This is a genomic window from Streptomyces sp. NPDC016851 (assembly GCF_055562795.1).
The window spans coordinates 494,274-510,987 of record NZ_JBVHEP010000002.1 but is presented as its reverse complement, the minus strand read 5'-3'; the positions used below and the strand labels follow the sequence as shown (position 1 = coordinate 510,987).

Genomic DNA, 16,714 nt, shown 5'->3' with positions numbered 1-16,714 from the left:
ATTCACCCCGTCAACATGATCTTTCAAACAGCCGGGCGAGTTTAACCGGCCCCCCGCACCCCGGATCCAGGCGGCCACGCCAACCGGCACTAGTTCGTTACAAGCCGTCCCAACGGCGCCTCTTGCAGCGGAACCGGGCGGGGGGTGGAGGGGGCCGGGGGCGGAGCGGGATCGGCTGGTGGAGTGGGCTGTGGGGGTTGTCCGGGCGGTGCGGCCTGTGCCGGCTGCGGAGGCGTCTCGGAGGTTCCCGGAGTCGGGGGCACCGGTTCCGGGGGCGCAGGTTCCGGGGGGTGTCCTGTCACCGGGGACGCGCCGGGCTCGGGCGGTACGGCCGCGGGCGGGCTCACCTGTGCCACGCCGCACGGCACGGCCTCCGTCGCGTACGGCAGCCGCAGCACCCCGTCCGGCGTCCACAGGCCGGCGCCCGCCAGCCACCCCTCGGGCGCCGGGAGATGGTGCACCCGGCGCTCGGCCGGCCGCCACACGCCGACCCAGCTGCCGCGCGGCCCGTCGACGCGCAGCGCCACCGCGCAGCTCTCCGGCGTCAGCATCTGCCCCGGCTGGATCGCGAACGGCGTGAGGGTGCAGTCCGGCAGCCGCAGGCACTCCGGGAAGCGCACCGGCAGGGTGCTGCCCAGGACCCCCCAGCCCAGCCGGTTCTGCCCCGGCGAGGGCGCGTCCGAGCGGATCAGCAGCAATCCGCTGTCGTGGTCGGCGAGCAGCAGCCGGTCGTCGCTGTCGGCGGCGATCTGGAGCAGCGGCGACACCTCCCCGCCGCGCTCCAGGTCCACCACGACGGCCTTGGTGCGCCCGCCGGTCTCCCGGTCCAGGGCCAGCAGCCGCCCCGTACGGTCCAGCCAGACCCCGCCCGAGCAGCGGCCGGGCACTTCGGCCAGCCGCTCGGGCCCGAAGGCGCCGCCCGCCACCAGCCACACCGTGGTCGCACGCGGGCCGACGGACAGGGCGTACGCCCGCTCGCCGCCGGGGGCGGGCGGCAGCAGCCGCAGCCGGGCCGTGTCGTCCGGGCACTCCACCACGCCCAGGGGCACCTCGCCGGTGCCGGGCCCGGTCGGGTACAGCAGCGAGAAGGCGTGCCGCCCGGCCACCAGACGGTGGATGAGGACCCGCCCGTCACCCATCGGCTGCACCTCGGTGCCGGGTTCCTCCGGCTGGTTGCGGGGCAGGGGCACCGCGTACGGCTCGGGGCCGTCCAGGGTCCAGCGCTCGGGGAACCAGGAGTCGCCGGCCGACGCGAGGCGTGCGGCGTAGGCGCCGTCCGCGGTGAGTGTGCATCCTGCCGGCGCGGCCTCGTCGTCCTCGTGTCCCGCCGAAGGCTCGATCGCACACGCTGTCATCGTTCGGTCACCTCCAGTGACGAACGTAGTTTTCGTACGCGCGGCCGGGGAATCCGCAGGCCCCCGACTTCACACATAAGGGTGTTCCAGGAACGATTCGCCTGAGGAGGAGGGGGCGTTTGTGCTGAGCGGGGCGAGGGCGGGCGGGCCGGGGCGGTGGCGGTTCAACGGCACAGATCAGACGGGTAGCCTTGCACCCGTGCCCCGTCTGTCTGAAGTCATCGCCGAGCTGGAGAGCCTGTGGCCCGCCGAGCGGGCCGAGTCCTGGGACGCGGTCGGCACCGTCGCGGGCGACCCGGACCAGCAGGTCACGCGCGTCCTGTTCGCCGTCGACCCGGTCCAGGAGATCGTCGACGAGGCGGTGAAGCTGGGCGCCGACCTGCTCGTCACCCACCACCCGCTCTATCTGCGCGGCACGACGACGGTCGCGGCGTCCCACTTCAAGGGCCGTGTCGTCCACACGCTCATCAAGAACGACATCGCGCTGCACGTCGCCCACACCAACGCCGACAGCGCCGACCCCGGCGTCTCCGACGCCCTCGCGGGCGCCCTGGACCTCAGGGTGACCGGGCCGCTCGTACCGGACCCCACCGACCCGGAGGGCCGCCGGGGCCTCGGCCGCGTCTGCGCCCTGGACCACCCGCTGACCGTCCGCGAGTTCGCCGCCCGCGCCGCCGAGCGGCTGCCCGCCACCGCGCAGGGCATCCGGGTCGCCGGCGACCCCGAGGCGCTCGTCCGCACGGTCGCCGTCAGCGGCGGCTCCGGCGACAGCCTCTTCGACCACGTACGCGCTGCGGGCGTCGACGCCTTCCTCACGGCGGACCTGCGCCACCACCCCGTCTCCGAGGCCCGTGCCCACAGCCCCCTCGCGCTGCTCGACGCGGCGCACTGGGCCACCGAGTGGCCCTGGTGCGAGCTGGCCGCGAGCCAGCTCGACGAGATCTCCGACCGCCACGGATGGGACCTGCGCGTCCACGTCTCGAAGACGGTCACCGACCCCTGGACCGCCCACGCGGCCTCTACCACTTCTGACCCCCTGGGAGCCCCGAACTGAACGCCGAGCCCGCCGACCAGATCCGACTCCTCGACGTCCAGGACCTCGACGTCCGCCTCCAGCAGCTGGCCCACCGGCGGAGGTCGCTGCCCGAGCACGCCGAGATCGAGTCGCTGACCAAGGACCACACCCAGCTGCGCGACCTGCTCGTGGCCGCGCAGACCGAGGAGAGCGACACCGCCCGCGAGCAGACCAAGGCCGAGCAGGACGTCGACCAGGTGCGCCAGCGTGCCGCCCGCGACCAGCAGCGCCTGGACTCCGGTGCCGTCACCTCCCCCAAGGACCTGGAGAACCTCCAGCGCGAGATCACCTCGCTCGCCAAGCGGCAGGGTGATCTGGAGGACGTGGTGCTGGAGGTCATGGAGCGCCGGGAGTCCGCGCAGCAGCGGGTCGCCGAGCTGACCGAGCGGGTCGGCTCCGTCGAGGCGAAGATCGACGACGCGACCGCGCGCCGTGACGCGGCCTTCGAGGAGATCGACGGCGAGATCGCCACGGTCACCAAGGAGCGCGAGGTCATCGCCGGGTCGATCCCCGCCGACCTGCTCAAGCTCTACGAGAAGCTGCGCGAGCAGCAGGGCGGCGTCGGCGCGGCGAAGCTGTACGCGCGCAGCTGCCAGGGCTGCCGGCAGGAGCTCGCCATCACGGAGCTGAGCGAGATCCGCAGCGCGGCGCCCGACACGGTGATCCGCTGCGAGAACTGCCGCCGCATCCTGGTGCGCACGTCCGAGTCGGGTATCTAGGCCGCGGGGAGCCTGTCCGGTGCGGGAGTTCATCGTCGAGGCCGACGGCGGGTCGCGGGGCAACCCGGGGCCCGCGGGCTACGGGGCCGTGGTGAGCGACGCGGCGACCGGTGAGACGCTGCGGGAGGCCGCCGAGTACCTCGGCGTCGCCACGAACAACGTCGCCGAGTACCGCGGCCTCCTCGCCGGCCTGCGCGCCGCCCACGAGCTGGACCCGGCCGCGACGGTCCACGTCCGGATGGACTCCAAGCTCGTGGTCGAGCAGATGTCGGGCCGCTGGAAGATCAAACACCCCGACATGAAGCCCCTGGCCGCGGACGCGGCCCGGATCTTCCCGCCCGGGCGCGTGACGTACGAGTGGATCCCGCGCGAGCGCAACAAGCACGCGGACCGGCTGGCCAACGAGGCGATGGACGCCGGGGCCAGGGGGGAGCAGTGGTCGGCCTCCACTTCGACGGCGGACCTCGACACGCCCGCCGCGACTGTCGCCCCGCCAGAACGGCAGGGCCCACCGGGTGACGCGACGGCAGGCGCCGCGCCGCTCGCCCCGCAGGGCCCACCGGGTGACGCTGCGGCAGGCGCCGCGAGGGCACGCGAAGCCCTGGCGACCGGCCGGGCTCCGGAACGCGGGGCTTCTTCTCCCGCGCCGCCGTCCGTGCCCGGGGCGACGGAGCAGCGTGGCGGCGATGGCGCGCCGGCTGCCGGGGCTGACGCGGGTGCGGTGACGGCGGATCCCGATACGCGCGCCGCCACCAAGGCGAACGCCGACGCTCGCGCCGACAGTGCGGATGCCGGCGGTCGTGCGGCCGGGGCGGGTGCTGAGGCTCGTGCCGACGAGCAGCCGGGCGCCGGTGCCGGCGCGGCCGGGGTGGATGCCGATGCCCGTGCCGCCAAGCGGCGTGCCGACCACGGCGGGGCCACGACGGATGCCGGTAGCCGTGCGGCCGAGGTGGATGCCGATGCCCGTGCCGCTAAGCGGCGTGCCGACGACGGCGGGGCCACGGCGGATGCCGGTGGTCGTGCGGCCGGGGCGGGCGCCGATGCTCGTGCCGACGAGGAGCCGGGCGCCGGTGCCGGGGCGGATGCCGGCGGCCGTGCCGCCAAGCCGCGTGCCGACGCCGAGGTGGCCAAGGCCGATGCCGACACCCGTGCCGCCAAGGCCGTTGCCGCCCCGGGGTGGGCGCCCGCCGACATGGGTGCCCCCGCCACCTTCGTGCTGCTGCGGCACGGGGAGACGCCGTTGACGCCGCAGAAGCGGTTCTCCGGCAGCGGTGGCTCCGATCCCGCCCTCTCCGACATCGGCAGGGACCAGGCCGAGCGGGCCGCCGCCCTGCTCGCCCGGCGGGGCACGATCCAGGCGATCGTGTCGTCGCCGCTCACCCGCACCCGGGAGACCGCCGGGATCATCGCCGCCCGGCTCGGCCTGGACGTCGGCGTCGACGACGGGCTGCGCGAGACGGACTTCGGGGCCTGGGAGGGCCTCACCTTCGCCGAGGTGCGCGAGCGCCACCCCGACGACCTGAACGCCTGGCTCGCCTCCCCGGACGCCGAACCCACCGGCGGCGGCGAGAGCTTCGCGGCGACCGCCACCCGGATCGCCGCCACCCGCGACAAGCTCGTCGCGGCGTACGCGGGCCGCACGGTCCTGCTCGTCACACACGTGACCCCGATCAAGACACTCGTCCGGCTCGCCCTCGGCGCCCCGCCGGAGTCGCTGTTCCGGATGGAACTGTCGGCCGCGTCCCTGTCGGTCGTCGCGTACTACGCGGACGGCAACGCCAGCGTCCGGCTCCTCAACGACACGTCCCACCTGCGCTGAGCGCCGCCGCCTCACGGGCCAGCGCCTCGACCCGGCCCCAGTCGCGCGCCGCGACCGCGTCCTGCGGAAGCATCCAGCTCCCGCCCACGCAGGCGACATTGGGCAGGCCCAGATAGTCCGGGGCGGAGGCCGGGCCGATCCCGCCCGTGGGACAGAACCGGGCCTGGGGGAGCGGCCCCGCCAGCGACTTCAGATACGCCGTACCGCCCGCGGCCTCGGCCGGGAAGAACTTCATCTCCCGCACCCCGCGCTCCAGCAGCGCCACGACCTCCGAGGTGGTCGACACCCCCGGCAGGAACGGCACGCCGGAGCCCCGCATCGCCTCCAGCAGCACGTCCGTCCAGCCGGGACTGACCAGGAAGCGTGCGCCCGCGGCCACTGTGTCCGCGACCTGCTCGGCGCTGATCACCGTCCCGGCACCGACCACCGCCTCCGGCACCTGCCCGGCGATCCGGCGGATCGCCTCCAGCGCCGCCGGCGTCCGCAACGTCACCTCGATCGCCGGCAGCCCGCCGGCGACCAGCGCCCGCGCCAGCGGTACGGCGTCACCGGCATCCTCGATGACGACGACGGGAACGACGGGCGCGAGGTCCAGCACGGAGGCGGGCAGGGGAGAGGACATGGCCGTATCCTGCCGCCGACTCACCAACATGCGCAAAGCTCATTGCATATGCTGCAATGCAGGGCTGCAACGCAAGGGCTGCGGGCTGTCATTCGGTGCTGCGCTGCGACGCTGCTCAGTGGACCTCGGTCACGAGCACATCCAACGACCACGCCTGCCCCGCCTTCACGGGTGCCTCCGCCTCCACGACATACCCGAGATCCCGCAGCGCCTCCACCAGCTCGGCCGGCCCCTTCGGAGCGGCCCCGGCGGTCAGCAGGCTGCGCACGATCCGCCCCTTCGTCGCCTTGTTGAAGTGGCTGACGACCTTCCGCGTCGGCGCGTGCAGCACCCGCACCGCCGCCGTCCGCCCGGCGACCTCGCCCTTCGGCTTCCACGCGGCGGCGTACGCGGCGGACCGCAGATCCAGCACCAGCCCGTCCCCGGCCACCTCCGGAAGCACCGCCGCCATCGGCGTACGCCAGTGCGCGCCCAGCGCACCGAGACCCGGCAGCCGCACCCCCATCGAGCACCGGTAGGACGGAATCCGGTCCGTCACCCGGACCGCTCCCCACAGCCCGGAGAAGACCAGCAGCGACCGTGCGGCGCGGCGCTTGGCCGCCGTGTCGAGGGTGGCCAGGCCGAGGGCGTCGTACAGCACGCCCGTGTAGATCTCCCCGGCCGGCCGGGTCCCCGCGGTGAGCAAGCCGGCGTTCTTGGCGACCTCGCCCCGCAGCCCCTCGCTCAGCCCCAGCACCTCGCGCGCCTTCTCCTCGTCGCCGGCACACAGCTCGACCAACTCGGTGAGGACGGCCTCCCGGGCATCGGACAGCCCCGGCAGGGACAGCGACTCGGGCTTCAGCGGGGCACCGCGGCCGGAAGAGGCCTTGCCCTCGGACGGCGGCAGCAGGACGAGCACGGGTACTCCTTCGATCGAACTCCGCCGACAGCGTACGGGGAGCTCAGACGCGGGCCCGGCCGAGGGCGCCGCCGAGGGCGCGGACGAGGCCGTCGGCGTCATCGGCGTGGAAGCGGACGATCCGCACCTCGCGGCGCCGGCCGAGGAAGGTGACGTGGGTGACCGGCTCGGTCAGTTCGAGCGTGACGGTGGTCTGCGAGCCCACCTCCACGTCCAGTTCGCCGTCGGCCCGCTCGTGCGACATCCGCAGCTCGCGCCGTACCGAGGCGATCCGCTCCAGCGGCACGCACAGGTCGACATGGACGTACCGCCGTATCCGCAGCCGGCCGGCGTCCGTGTCCAGCACGTGCGGCCGTACGACGGACGAGGCGTGCAGCGCGACGACGAGCACGATGCCGTACACGTCCAGGAAGAGAAGCACGGCGTGCGCGGTCGGCCAGTCGCGCAGCAGCACGGACATCGCGACCGTCTCGACGAGACACACGAACCCGAACCCGAACATCATCGCGCCCTGCCCGCGCGCGTACCCGAAGACCTGCCCGCCGCGCGCCCCCTGCGTGCGCCGCACCACCCACAGCACGAGACTCACGAGCAGCCGCGCCTCGTGCCGTACGACCAGCCGCGCGACCTTCACCGCCGCTCCTCGGTGAGGAGACGCAGCGTCCGGCGGAGCGCCTCCGCCTGGGCCGGAGCCAGGTCCTCGTAGAAGGCGCGCAGCACACTGTCGTCGCCGTCGAGATCCCCGATCTCCGGGAACAGCCCCGGCGGAATGCAGTCGGCGAGGGCCCGGGCCGCCCCGGCGACGCGCGGATCGTCCGGCTCCGCGTCGGCGAGCGCGTCGAGCAGGGCGTACACCTCGTCGGCCCGCGCCGCGGCGTCGGGCCGGCCGAACACCTCACCCAGCGACGACACGAGCTGCTGCCGCGCCTCGTCCGGCATGACCGTCTCCAGGAAGGCCATGATCTCGCGGTCCTTGGCCGCCATCGGCGAGTCCGACAGCTGCGCGGTCCCCGCGAACAGCGCGGCCAACTCGGGCGACACCGGCCCCTCGGCCGGCAGCCCGCCCTCCGCCTCCAGCAACGCCCGCAACCGCCCCCGCCGCTCCCGAATGGCCTCCTCCTGCCGCGCCAGATCCTCGTCCAGCTCGGTCAGCACCTCGACGAGGTCCTTGGCCGCGTCGTCCGCCAGCACATCCCGCACCTCCGCGAGCCCCAGCCCCAACTCCGTCAGCCGCCGGATCCGCGCCAGCACGACGGCGTGCCGCAGCCCGTACTCCCGATACCCGTTCGCCCGCCGCTCCGGCTCCGGCAACAGCCCCTGATGGTGGTAATGCCGCACGGCCCGCGTGGTGACACCGACGACGGCGGCGAGTTCTCCGATCCGCATGGGACCAGTAGAGACGTTGACGTTGCGGCAAGGTCAAGCACCGCATCCGGCCTGGACACCACCGACTTCCTCTGATCCCCTGTGGGCCGGGGGTACGAGATGAGCGCACAGGGGCGGATACGGGAACAGGCCCGCTGGGCCAGGGCGCGGCTGGGGCGTGAGGGCCCGGCCCTCGACCTGCTCACCGCCCACTTCGACCGGCACGTCTACGCCCCGCACGCCCACCACGAATTCACCATCGGCGTCACGGTCGGCGGCTCGGAGGTCATCGCGTACCGGGGCGGGCAGATCCACTCCTACCCCGGCTCGATCGTCGTCCTGGAACCGGGTGAGATGCACACCGGCGGACCGGCCGCCTGCGAGGGCTACGCCTACCAGGCCCTGTACGCCGAACCGTCCCTCCTCACCGACGGCACGCTCGGCGGCACCCCGCACTTCCGCGACCCCGTCCTGCACGACCCCGAACTGGCCACCGCCCTGCGCGCCGCCCACACCGACCTCAGCGCCTGCCCCGACCCACTGGAGGCCGAGTCCCGGCTGCCCTGGCTGCTCACGGCTCTGGCCCGTCGGCACTCCACGGCCCGGGCGAGCGAGGACACCGTCCCCGGCGCCGGCCACATCGCCAGAGCCGTACGCGACCGCCTCGCCGACGAACTGCTGGAACCCCCCTCCCTGTCCGACCTCGCCACCGACCTGGGCCTCTCCCGCTACCAGCTCCTCCGCGCCTTCCGCACGACGATGGGCGTACCGCCCTACGCCTGGCTCGCCCAGCACCGAGTGACCAAGGCCCGCGGCCTCCTGGAAACCGGCCTGCGCCCCGCCGAAGTCGCGAGCCTCGTCGGCTTCGCCGACCAGGCGCACCTCACCCGCTGGTTCCGCCGCGTGCTGGGCGTGACCCCGGCGGCGTACCGCAACAGCGTTCAAGACGCGGCGGGGTGAGGACCCCGAAACTCGCCGTATGACTGCACGCGGCTGGTTCCTGTTCTCCCTGATGGGAGTGGTCTGGGGCGTCCCCTACCTGATGATCAAGGTGGCGGTGGACGCCGTGTCCCCGTCCATGGTGGTGTTCACGCGCTGCGCGCTGGGCGCCGCGCTCCTGCTCCCCTTCGCGCTCCGCCAGGGCGGCCTCGGCCGTACCGTCCGGACCCACTGGAAGCCGATGCTGGCCTTCGCCGTCATCGAGATCATCGGCCCCTGGTGGACCCTGACCGACGCCGAACGCCATCTGTCCAGCTCCACCGCCGGACTCCTCATCGCGGGCGTGCCGATCGTCGCCCTCGTTCTGGCCCGCTTCTTCGGCGCCGAGGAACGCGTGGGCGCCCGCCGTGTCGCCGGACTCGCCCTCGGTCTCGCGGGCGTCACCGTCCTCACCCTGCCCCACCTCACCGGCGGCGATGCCCGCTCCCTGGCCGAGGTACTGGTGACGGTCGTCGGCTATGCCACCGCCCCGCTGATAGCCGCCCGGCATCTCAAGGACGTCCCGACCCTCCAGCTGATCACCCCCTGCCTCACGCTCGCCGCCGTCGTCTACGCCCCGGCCGCTTACCTGACCCGGCCCGCCACCATGCCCTCGGCCGAGGTCCTGGCAGCCCTCGCCGGCCTCGGCATCGTCTGCACCGCGATCGCGTTCGTGGCCTTCCTGGAGCTGATCAAGGAGATCGGCCCGACCCGGGCCGGCGTGATCACCTACGTCAACCCGGCGGTCGCCGTCGCCGCGGGCGCCCTCTTCCTGGACGAGGAACTGACCTTCGGCATCGGCGTCGCCTTCACCCTGATCCTGGCGGGCTCGGTGCTGGCCACGGCCGCGGCGCCGAAGCGTGTCGTCCGCCGGGTACCATGGTCGACACGGCAGACGAGCCGGGCGGACGGCCGCGTGGAGTCCCCCTGACGGGGAGCTCCCCGAGGAACGTCCGGGCTCCACAGGGCAGGGTGGTGGCTAACGGCCACCCGGGGTGACCCGCGGGACAGTGCCACAGAAAGCAAACCGCCGAGGGCTCCGGCCCTCGGTAAGGGTGAAACGGTGGTGTAAGAGACCACCAGTGCCTGGGGTGACTCAGGCAGCTAGGTAAACCCCACCCGGAGCAAGGTCAAGAGGAGCGCCGTAAAAAGCGCTCTGCGCGGACGTTCGAGGGCTGCCCGCCCGAGTCCGCGGGTAGACCGCACGAGGCCGGTGGCAACGCCGGCCCTAGATGGATGGCCGTCGCCCGGGGCTCCGCGAGGAACCCCGGGAACAGAACCCGGCGTACAGCCCGACTCGTCTGCCGCTATCTGCGGCTTTGCCTGGGAAGGGCCTCCGATCTCCACCGGAGGCCCTTCCCTGTTGCGCCGTTCCGACTGTCATGGCAGTCATGTCTGCTTCAGATGCTTGATGAGGTGCTGGAACGTGGTCCAGGCCTGGGCATCGTTTCCGTCCCTCAGGGAGTAGTGGAGGGCGGGCCGCGCCGCGGGGCCGAGCCGTGCCGGTGTGGGGCCTTGGAGCGGGTGCCCGGCGCGGGCCGGGCTGATGCGCTCGGACTCGTCGTGTCCGAGCGTGAACGTGACGGGGATCGGCGGTGGTTCGAGGTGTGGGGGGACCGTGAGGTCGCGGCGGGCGGCGCGCAGTGACGTCAGCAGGGTGACGAGGCCGTGCTGGGCGTCGAGTTCGGCCGCGAGGGCCTCGATGGTGTCCAGGGGCGGTGTCTCCTCTCCGCCGTAGCCGACGGCGAGGGTGATGTCCTCCTCGACCCCGGCCGGTGTGCGCAGCACGCGGACGGTGGCGAGGGCGGGGCGGTCGGGGTGCCCGACGGCGATGAGCCAGGTGGGCCGGGGCGCGCGGGCGCGGGCCAGGTCGGTCAACTGGCGGGTCGACCAGGGAAGGTTGACGGGTTCGGCGGTGCTCCAGCCTGCGGGCGGCGCGCCGGTGAGGTGCTGGAAGACGGCTTCGAGGGCGCCGCCGAGGACGAGATGGTCGTCGGCGGGGTGTCGGGTGCGCAGGGTGAGGATCAGCTGGCGGTCACCGGTGTCGGGTGCGGGGGCGAAGGCCTCGGCGACTCTGGTGGCACCTTGCTCGTCGAGTACGGGGGTGAAGGTGCCGTTCCTCCAGTGGAGTACGGCCCCGGACAGGCCGTCGTAGTAGCCGTGCTCGGGATCCTGGACGACCCAGCGGTTGGGCAGGCCGCGCAGAGCCGTGCGGGTGGGCAGGGTGAGGCGTGCGGTGGGCGGGGTGACGATCTGCAGGGCGCGGTCGGCGGTGGTCGCGGTGCGCAGGGCGTCGGAGAGCCAGCTGGTCATGGCGATCAGGGGGCGGTCCTGGATGACCACGACGGTGGTGGCGGTGAGGACGTCCACGGCGGGGGCGGTGGTGGCGGGGGCCGGGATGGCCGAGACGTCGGTGCTGAGGGGGACGACGTCGGTGGTGGCGGCCTCCGGCGGCCAAACCGTCCCGCCCAGCACGGTGGCCAGGCGTCCGGCGAAGGAGCCCGCGAGCCGTCCGGCTTCGGCGACGGCGGTCGAGGCACGGGCCTCGGTCCACCACACCGGCCCGTCCTCGACCGTGTGGTCCAGCAGGCGGTTGGTCTCGCCGGGGACCTGGACGAGGATGGGCGCCTCCACCGAGACCAGGGGGCGGCCGTCGGGGCCGCAGAGCTGGACGACGGCGCCGTCGGCCGTGGTGTTCACGCCGAGGTCGGGGCCGCCGGCGTAGAGGCCCGCGAGCAGGGTGGGCAGGTCCGGCATCTTGGGAGTGAGAGCGATGACGTCCTTGGTCACGGGCCTTCTTCATCTGCGAGGGCGGTCTGGATGAGCTGGTGCGGGCGTCCGCGGCGGACGAGTGTGCCCCGGCCCGGCGGCTGCTGAGACGCATAGAGGCCGGGGAAGAGCTGGCCTTCGGTGCGTTCGCCGGTCATGACGAGTGCGGTCGTGCCCGTCTCGCGCAGGGTGGTCAGCAGGGGTTCGTAGAGTGCGCGGGAAGCGCCGGCGGTGCGGCGGGCGACGACGAAGTGCAGGCCGATGTCCTGTGCGGAGGAGACGTACGGCAGGAAGGGCGCCAGGGGCTGTTGACCGGCCGCGGTGAGGATGTCGTAGTCGTCGACCAGGATGACGATGCGGGGCCCGGTGAAGGCGGGCTCGGTGGTCATCGGAGCGTCGGGGTCCGCCGTCTCCGGCAGGCGTTTCTCCAGCTCCGTGGCGATGCCGGTGGACAGTGCGCCCGCGAGCTTGGCGTTGTGGGCGTAGCCGCCGCGGTAGGGCTCGGGGACCACGCCGCGCAGGCCGCGGCGGGGGTCGTAGACGCCGAAGACGAGTTCCTTGTCGCTGTATCGCCGGACGAGCTGGGTGGCGATCAGCTTCAGCAGGTTCGTCTTGCCGCACTCGTTGTCGCCGAGGACCAGCAGGTGCTGATCGGTGCCGAACAGGTCGAGCAGGACCGGCGCCAGGCTCTCCTGGTCGACGCCTACGGGGACCGTCGCCGGTTCGGCGGCCGGTCCCGGCAGCCTGGCCGCCGACAGGCGGGTGGGCAGGACCCGTACGGGCGGGGCGAGTTCGCCGTGCCAGGAGGCGCGGATGGTGCGGGCGGCGTGTTCGAGCGCGGGGCCCAGGTCGTCTGCCGTCGGCCGGTTGTCGATGCGGGGCAGAGCGACCTGCGCGAACAGCTTGCCGTCGGTCAGGACGCGGCCGGGGGTGCCGGGGCCGAGGGTCTCGGACAGTTTTCGGTCGATGGAGGAGTCGGCCGGGTCGTTGAGGCGCAGTTCGATGCGGGTGCCGAACATCGACTGGGTGGCGATGCGGACGTCGTTCCAGCGCAGCATGCCTGCCACGACGTGGATGCCGTAGCCGCCACCGCGCTTGAGCAGGTCCGCCACCGCGTCGTCGAGGTCGGCGAACTCGTCGCGCAATGCACCGAAGCCGTCGATGATCAGTACGACGTCGGTGGCGGCCAGTTCCGGCAGCCGTCCCTTGGACCGCAGGCGGCGCAGTTGGTCGACGGAGTCGATGCCGTGCTCGCGGAACAGCTCCTCGCGCTGGGTGAGCATGCCGCGGACCTCGGCGACCGTGCGGGCGACCCGCTCGTGGTCGGCGCGGGAGGCGATACCGCCGACGTGCGGCAGGCCGGACAGGGCGGACAGGCCGCCGCCTGCCAGATCGAGGCCGTACACGGCGACGTCATGCGGTGTGTGGGTGAGGGCCAGGGAGAGGGCGAGGGTGCGCAGGAGGGTGGTCTTGCCGGACTGCGGGCCTCCGATGACGGCCGCGTGCCCGCCGGCGACGGTCAGGTCGAGCTGCCACGGCTGCTGCCACTGCCGGGCCGGGTCGTCCAGGACACCGAGCGGGACGTTCATCGGGCCGCTGGTGCGAGTGAGGCGCACACCGTCTGCGCCGGCTTGGAGTGGGCCTGCGGCAGTGTCGAGGGTAGTGGCGTCGGGCAGTGGGGGCAGCCAGATGCGTCGTACCGGCGGGGCTGCCGTGGTGAGTTGGTCGACCATGACGGACAGGGCGGTCGGGCCGGTTTCCCGCTGGGTGGCGACGGGCTCCTCCACCGCCTTTGTCTCTTGAGGGGTGTTGTACGCCGGGTAGGGCCGGACGACTGGCTCGTCGTCGTGTCGGTCGCGCTGGGCCGGTCCGCTGTAGGGACCCGAGACGTATCCGGCCTTGAAACGCTCGTAGGTGGAGGTGTCGACCTTCAGGTAGCCGAAGCCCGGCAGGGGCGGGAGGTGGAAGGCGTCGGTGGTGTCGAGGACGGTGCGGGACTCGTCGGCCGAGAAGGTGCGCAGGCCGAGCCGGTAGGAGAGGTAGGTGTCCAGGCCCTTGAGCTTGCCACCCTCGATGCGCTGGCTCGACAGCAGCAGATGGACGCCGATGGAGCGCCCGATGCGGCCGATGGACAGGAACAGGTCGATGAAGTCCGGTTTAGCAGTGATGAGTTCGCCGAACTCGTCGATGACGACGAACAGGTGGGGGAGGGGTTCCAGGTCGGGGCGGCCGGTGGCGCGCAGGGTCGCGTAGTGGCCGATGTCGGCGAGGTCCCCGGCGTCCTTGAGGACCTGCTGACGGCGCTTGACCTCACCGGCCAGGCTGGAGTGGACGCGTTCGACGAGCCCGGCCTGGTTCTCCAGGTTGGTGATCACGCCGGCCACGTGGGGGAGTTCGGCGAACGGGGCGAAGGTCGCGCCACCCTTGTAGTCGACCAGGACCAGGGCCATGTCCTCGGGTGAGTGGGTGGCGGCTAGCGCGAGGACGAGGGTGCGCAGCAGTTCGCTCTTGCCGGAGCCGGTGGCGCCCACGCACAGGCCGTGCGGGCCCATGCCGAGCTGCGAGGACTCCTTCAGGTCCAGCAGCACCGGCTCGTGGCGGTCGGTGAGGCCGATGGGGACGCGCAGGATGTCCCGCTCTCCTCGGGGCGCCCACAGGCGGGACAGGTCGAGGTCGGCCGGGTCGTCGATGCCCAGCAGCGCGGGGAAGTCGACCGGGCCGGACACAGGCGTGCCCTCGGCCGCCGACTCGGCCGACAGACGCAGCGGGGCGAGCATGCGGACGACGCCCTCGGCTCCGGCGGTGGTCACTGCGTCGACCGTGCCGTGGCCGGAGGGCGCGTTCGCGGCGCGCAGGTCGTCCATGACGATCCGGTTGCCGTCGACAGTGATGCGCACGCTGACCTGATCGGGCTCGTGCACCTGCTGCTGAAGCAGGTGCAGCACGGTGACACCCATTTCCGGCAGCCCGATCGCCGAGTCGGGGCGGGGGAGTTCACCCGCGGGAGTGCCGTAAGAGTCGCTGATCACGAGCAGGCGGGAGGTCAGGCGCAGGGCGTCCTTGGTCCGGCCGGACAGTCCGCGGCGTACCTCGGCCGCGTAAGCGGCGCGTTGCCGCAGGTCGGGGGCGCACAACCGGGCCAGCTCGGCCAGGTGGGGGGCGATACGGCGGGCGGCGACCGGGCCGTCGTACGTCTGTGGTTCGAGGATGTGAGGCAGCCACTTAACCCATGCCCACTCCGGCTCGTCGCTGGTGCCGAGGGCGACGGCGACGTCGTCCGGCGCGTGCGTCACGGCGGTCTGCAGCAGCAACGCGCGGGCGACCCGGAGGACGCCGTCCCGGTCGCCGATGATGCTGACGTTCCCTGCCCGGTCGAGCGGCACGGTGAGCGGGAAGTCCGTGGCCGTACCGAAGCGGCCCTGGAGGGCGCGGGCCTCGTTCAGCATGAACGGGTCCGGTGGGGTGAGGACACCGCCGGTGCTGTTCTGCGCGATGGCCAGCTCATGTGCCGGTACGTCGCCGGTGCCGGCCCGCACCGAGAGGAAGTCCGCGTCCGGGCGCCGCCGCTCCCACAGCCTGGCCGGGTCCCGGACGAGGTCGTACAGGGCCTCGGGCGGTGGGTTCAGCTCGCGTGCCGCCTGTCGCCGGTCCCGCTCCGCGGTGCCCAACTCCTCGCGCAGTTCCTCCAGATATTCCAGATAGCGCTCACGCTGCACGCGCCGGGTGCGCTGTGCCTTGCCGCGCTGCGACAGGAACAGCGCCACCGCTCCGAGCAGGGCGACGACCAGCACGAGCGCGCCGATCGCGGCGAACTGGCTGTTGCGGATGACCGTCATCAGTACGACGGAGCTGACGACACCTGCCATGGGCAGTAGCGCCGTGGCGGCGTTGCCGACCTTGCCCTCCGGGAGGTTCGGAGGTGCCTCGATGGTGCGAGGTGCGGCGGGATCGAGGGGGCGGGTGCTGCGGGCGGGCCGGTGGATCACCTGCTGGGTCATCGCACCCTCACCGCCCGCCGCATCGCCTCGGCCGCCAAGCGGACGGCCGCATCCCGGGTGCTCCGGCCCAGCATGGCGGTGTGGATGGGGCCTCCTTGGGCGAGATGACGGTCGTAGGGGAGCGGGACGACGGGCACGCCGGGCTCGCGCAGGTGCGCGGCGGCCGTCTTCGGGTCGAGGGTGGTGTCGGGGGAGTTCGCGCTGAGGGCGACCACGGTTCCGGCCAGCGCGGAGTGCGGCAACTGGCCCAGCCAGTCGAGGACTTGGCGTGTTCCGTGGATGCCCTCGGCGGTCATCGGGGCGACGACGACTCGTGCGTGGGCGGTGTCCATCGCCGTGCGTGCCACCTCGCCGGGCAGTGTCTCGCAGTCCACCACCGTCACTGCGAAGTACCGGCGCAGGGCCAGTGTCACCGTCCGGTAGGTGCGGATGTCCATGGGGGCGCCGACCCGCCCCTGGCTCGCGGGCAGCAGCCAGCCACCGTCGGTCACGGGCACCAGGTAGCCCGTGATGTCCGTGAGCTGCATCGCGGGCGTCAGGATCCGGGCGAGGTCGGCGCAACACCAGCGCACGGTGTCCGCGCCCATCCGTACCGGGAGGGTGCCCAGGGCGGCGTCGGCCTCCAGGGTGAGCACCGGATCGTGCCGGTAGTGGTTGAAGGTACGGCCGAGCAGCGCGGAGACCGTGGACTTGCCCACGCCACCGCGGATGGAGGTGACGGCGATGACTCGACCGGTGGTGACAGGCTGCTGCAACTCCTGGGCCAAGCGGGTCTGTTCGGCCACCTCTTGGGTGGCGGAGGCGGTGAGGCGGCGCAGGGACGCCCCGGCGCGGCGTGCGGCCGAGTCACCGTGGTGCGGGCTGCCCAGGGCGAGGGCGAGGCGCGGATCGACCGTGGGGAGGGACTCGGGGACCGGGGCGGGGACACGGGGGTCAGGCGTCCGGCGGGGGACCGGAGGTGGTGCGGAAGCGGTCGGGTGTGAGGGCTGCGGCGGTTCGGGGGCAACCTGAGCTGCCTGCTCCTCGGACACGGCGGGGACACCCGGGTCCGGATAACCGTCAGTGAGCTGGCGCAGCACGTCGCGCTGCCAGTCCCCTCCCCCTGCCATGCCGGTC

The 16,714-nt window shown here is 73.1% G+C and carries 12 protein-coding genes, 1 other RNA gene and 1 pseudogene; 6 read left to right on the top strand and 8 right to left on the bottom strand.

Annotation, left to right across the window (positions count from 1 at the left end; translation table 11 throughout):
* Positions 1-89: 89 nt before the first annotated feature.
* Entirely contained in the window at positions 90-1,355 is a 1,266-nt protein-coding gene (locus tag ACZ3I3_RS05020) for a hypothetical protein (RefSeq protein WP_467362605.1), read from the bottom strand.
* Positions 1,356-1,554: 199 nt separating this feature from the next.
* On the opposite strand from ACZ3I3_RS05020, the gene ACZ3I3_RS05015 reads away from it, so the two are divergent.
* From ACZ3I3_RS05015 to ACZ3I3_RS05005, 3 genes are read left to right on the top strand one after another with little or no spacing between them, the layout of a single operon-like run.
* Positions 1,555-2,409: a Nif3-like dinuclear metal center hexameric protein gene (locus tag ACZ3I3_RS05015; protein ID WP_467362603.1), complete on the top strand. Its 855-nt coding sequence runs from the start codon at positions 1,555-1,557 to the stop codon at positions 2,407-2,409.
* Positions 2,406-3,149, top strand: a complete 744-nt coding sequence (locus tag ACZ3I3_RS05010; protein ID WP_467362741.1) for a zinc ribbon domain-containing protein — start codon at positions 2,406-2,408, stop codon at positions 3,147-3,149. The genes ACZ3I3_RS05015 and ACZ3I3_RS05010 overlap by 4 nt, the downstream gene beginning before the upstream one ends.
* Positions 3,150-3,168: 19 nt before the next feature.
* Positions 3,169-4,968, top strand: coding sequence for a bifunctional RNase H/acid phosphatase (locus tag ACZ3I3_RS05005; RefSeq protein ID WP_467362601.1), 1,800 nt, complete (start codon positions 3,169-3,171; stop codon positions 4,966-4,968).
* Here the strand turns inward: ACZ3I3_RS05005 and eda are convergent.
* The 4 genes from eda to ACZ3I3_RS04985 all read right to left on the bottom strand — a co-directional run bounded on the left by eda (position 4,943) and on the right by ACZ3I3_RS04985 (position 7,874).
* Entirely contained in the window at positions 4,943-5,590 is a 648-nt protein-coding gene (eda, locus tag ACZ3I3_RS05000; protein ID WP_467362599.1) for a bifunctional 4-hydroxy-2-oxoglutarate aldolase/2-dehydro-3-deoxy-phosphogluconate aldolase, read from the bottom strand. The two genes, ACZ3I3_RS05005 and eda, sit on opposite strands and share 26 nt — an antisense overlap.
* Positions 5,591-5,705: 115 nt before the next feature.
* Positions 5,706-6,488 (bottom strand): peroxide stress protein YaaA, encoded by a 783-nt coding sequence (gene yaaA / locus ACZ3I3_RS04995; protein WP_467362597.1) that lies wholly within the window; start codon positions 6,486-6,488, stop codon positions 5,706-5,708.
* Positions 6,489-6,531: 43 nt separating this feature from the next.
* Positions 6,532-7,122, bottom strand: coding sequence for a hypothetical protein (locus ACZ3I3_RS04990; protein ID WP_467362595.1), 591 nt, complete (start codon positions 7,120-7,122; stop codon positions 6,532-6,534).
* Entirely contained in the window at positions 7,119-7,874 is a 756-nt protein-coding gene (locus ACZ3I3_RS04985; protein ID WP_467362593.1) for a MerR family transcriptional regulator, read from the bottom strand. Before ACZ3I3_RS04985 ends, ACZ3I3_RS04990 begins: the two co-directional genes overlap by 4 nt.
* Before the next feature lie 99 nt (positions 7,875-7,973).
* Here ACZ3I3_RS04985 and ACZ3I3_RS04980 point away from each other — a divergent pair, with 99 nt between their 5' ends.
* The 3 genes and pseudogenes from ACZ3I3_RS04980 to rnpB all read left to right on the top strand — a co-directional run bounded on the left by ACZ3I3_RS04980 (position 7,974) and on the right by rnpB (position 10,135).
* Positions 7,974-8,813: an AraC family transcriptional regulator gene (locus ACZ3I3_RS04980; protein WP_467362591.1), complete on the top strand. Its 840-nt coding sequence runs from the start codon at positions 7,974-7,976 to the stop codon at positions 8,811-8,813.
* Between the two features lie 19 nt (positions 8,814-8,832).
* Positions 8,833-9,612: pseudogene (locus ACZ3I3_RS04975) on the top strand (DMT family transporter); the annotation flags it as partial.
* A 115-nt stretch (positions 9,613-9,727) separates the two neighbouring features.
* Positions 9,728-10,135, top strand: an RNA gene (rnpB, locus tag ACZ3I3_RS04970) — RNase P RNA component class A.
* Positions 10,136-10,220: 85 nt separating this feature from the next.
* On the opposite strand, the gene ACZ3I3_RS04965 is transcribed toward rnpB, so the two are convergent.
* The 3 genes from ACZ3I3_RS04965 to ACZ3I3_RS04955 are packed head-to-tail and all read right to left on the bottom strand — an operon-like array spanning position 10,221 to position 16,707.
* The gene (locus tag ACZ3I3_RS04965; protein WP_467362589.1) at positions 10,221-11,621 is read right to left on the bottom strand and encodes a DUF6177 family protein; all 1,401 of its coding nucleotides are present in this window, start codon (positions 11,619-11,621) and stop codon (positions 10,221-10,223) included.
* Positions 11,618-15,598: a type VII secretion protein EccCa gene (gene eccCa, locus ACZ3I3_RS04960; RefSeq protein ID WP_467362587.1), complete on the bottom strand. Its 3,981-nt coding sequence runs from the start codon at positions 15,596-15,598 to the stop codon at positions 11,618-11,620. Before eccCa ends, ACZ3I3_RS04965 begins: the two co-directional genes overlap by 4 nt.
* Positions 15,595-16,707 carry a hypothetical protein gene (locus ACZ3I3_RS04955; RefSeq protein ID WP_467362585.1) on the bottom strand — a complete coding sequence of 371 codons (1,113 nt, stop codon included), beginning with the start codon at positions 16,705-16,707 and terminating at the stop codon, positions 15,595-15,597. Before ACZ3I3_RS04955 ends, eccCa begins: the two co-directional genes overlap by 4 nt.
* Positions 16,708-16,714: the final 7 nt, after the last annotated feature.

Bases quoted from the DNA above. Each gene is read 5' to 3' on its own strand.
- ACZ3I3_RS04980 (WP_467362591.1), top strand. From the start codon at position 7,974: ATGAGCGCACAGGGGCGGATACGGGAACAGGCCCGCTGGGCCAGGGCG.
- ACZ3I3_RS04985 (WP_467362593.1), bottom strand. From the start codon at position 7,874: ATGCGGATCGGAGAACTCGCCGCCGTCGTCGGTGTCACCACGCGGGCC.
- ACZ3I3_RS04955 (WP_467362585.1), bottom strand. From the start codon at position 16,707: ATGGCAGGGGGAGGGGACTGGCAGCGCGACGTGCTGCGCCAGCTCACT.
- ACZ3I3_RS05020 (WP_467362605.1), bottom strand. From the start codon at position 1,355: ATGACAGCGTGTGCGATCGAGCCTTCGGCGGGACACGAGGACGACGAG.
- eda (WP_467362599.1), bottom strand. From the start codon at position 5,590: ATGTCCTCTCCCCTGCCCGCCTCCGTGCTGGACCTCGCGCCCGTCGTT.
- eccCa (WP_467362587.1), bottom strand. From the start codon at position 15,598: ATGACCCAGCAGGTGATCCACCGGCCCGCCCGCAGCACCCGCCCCCTC.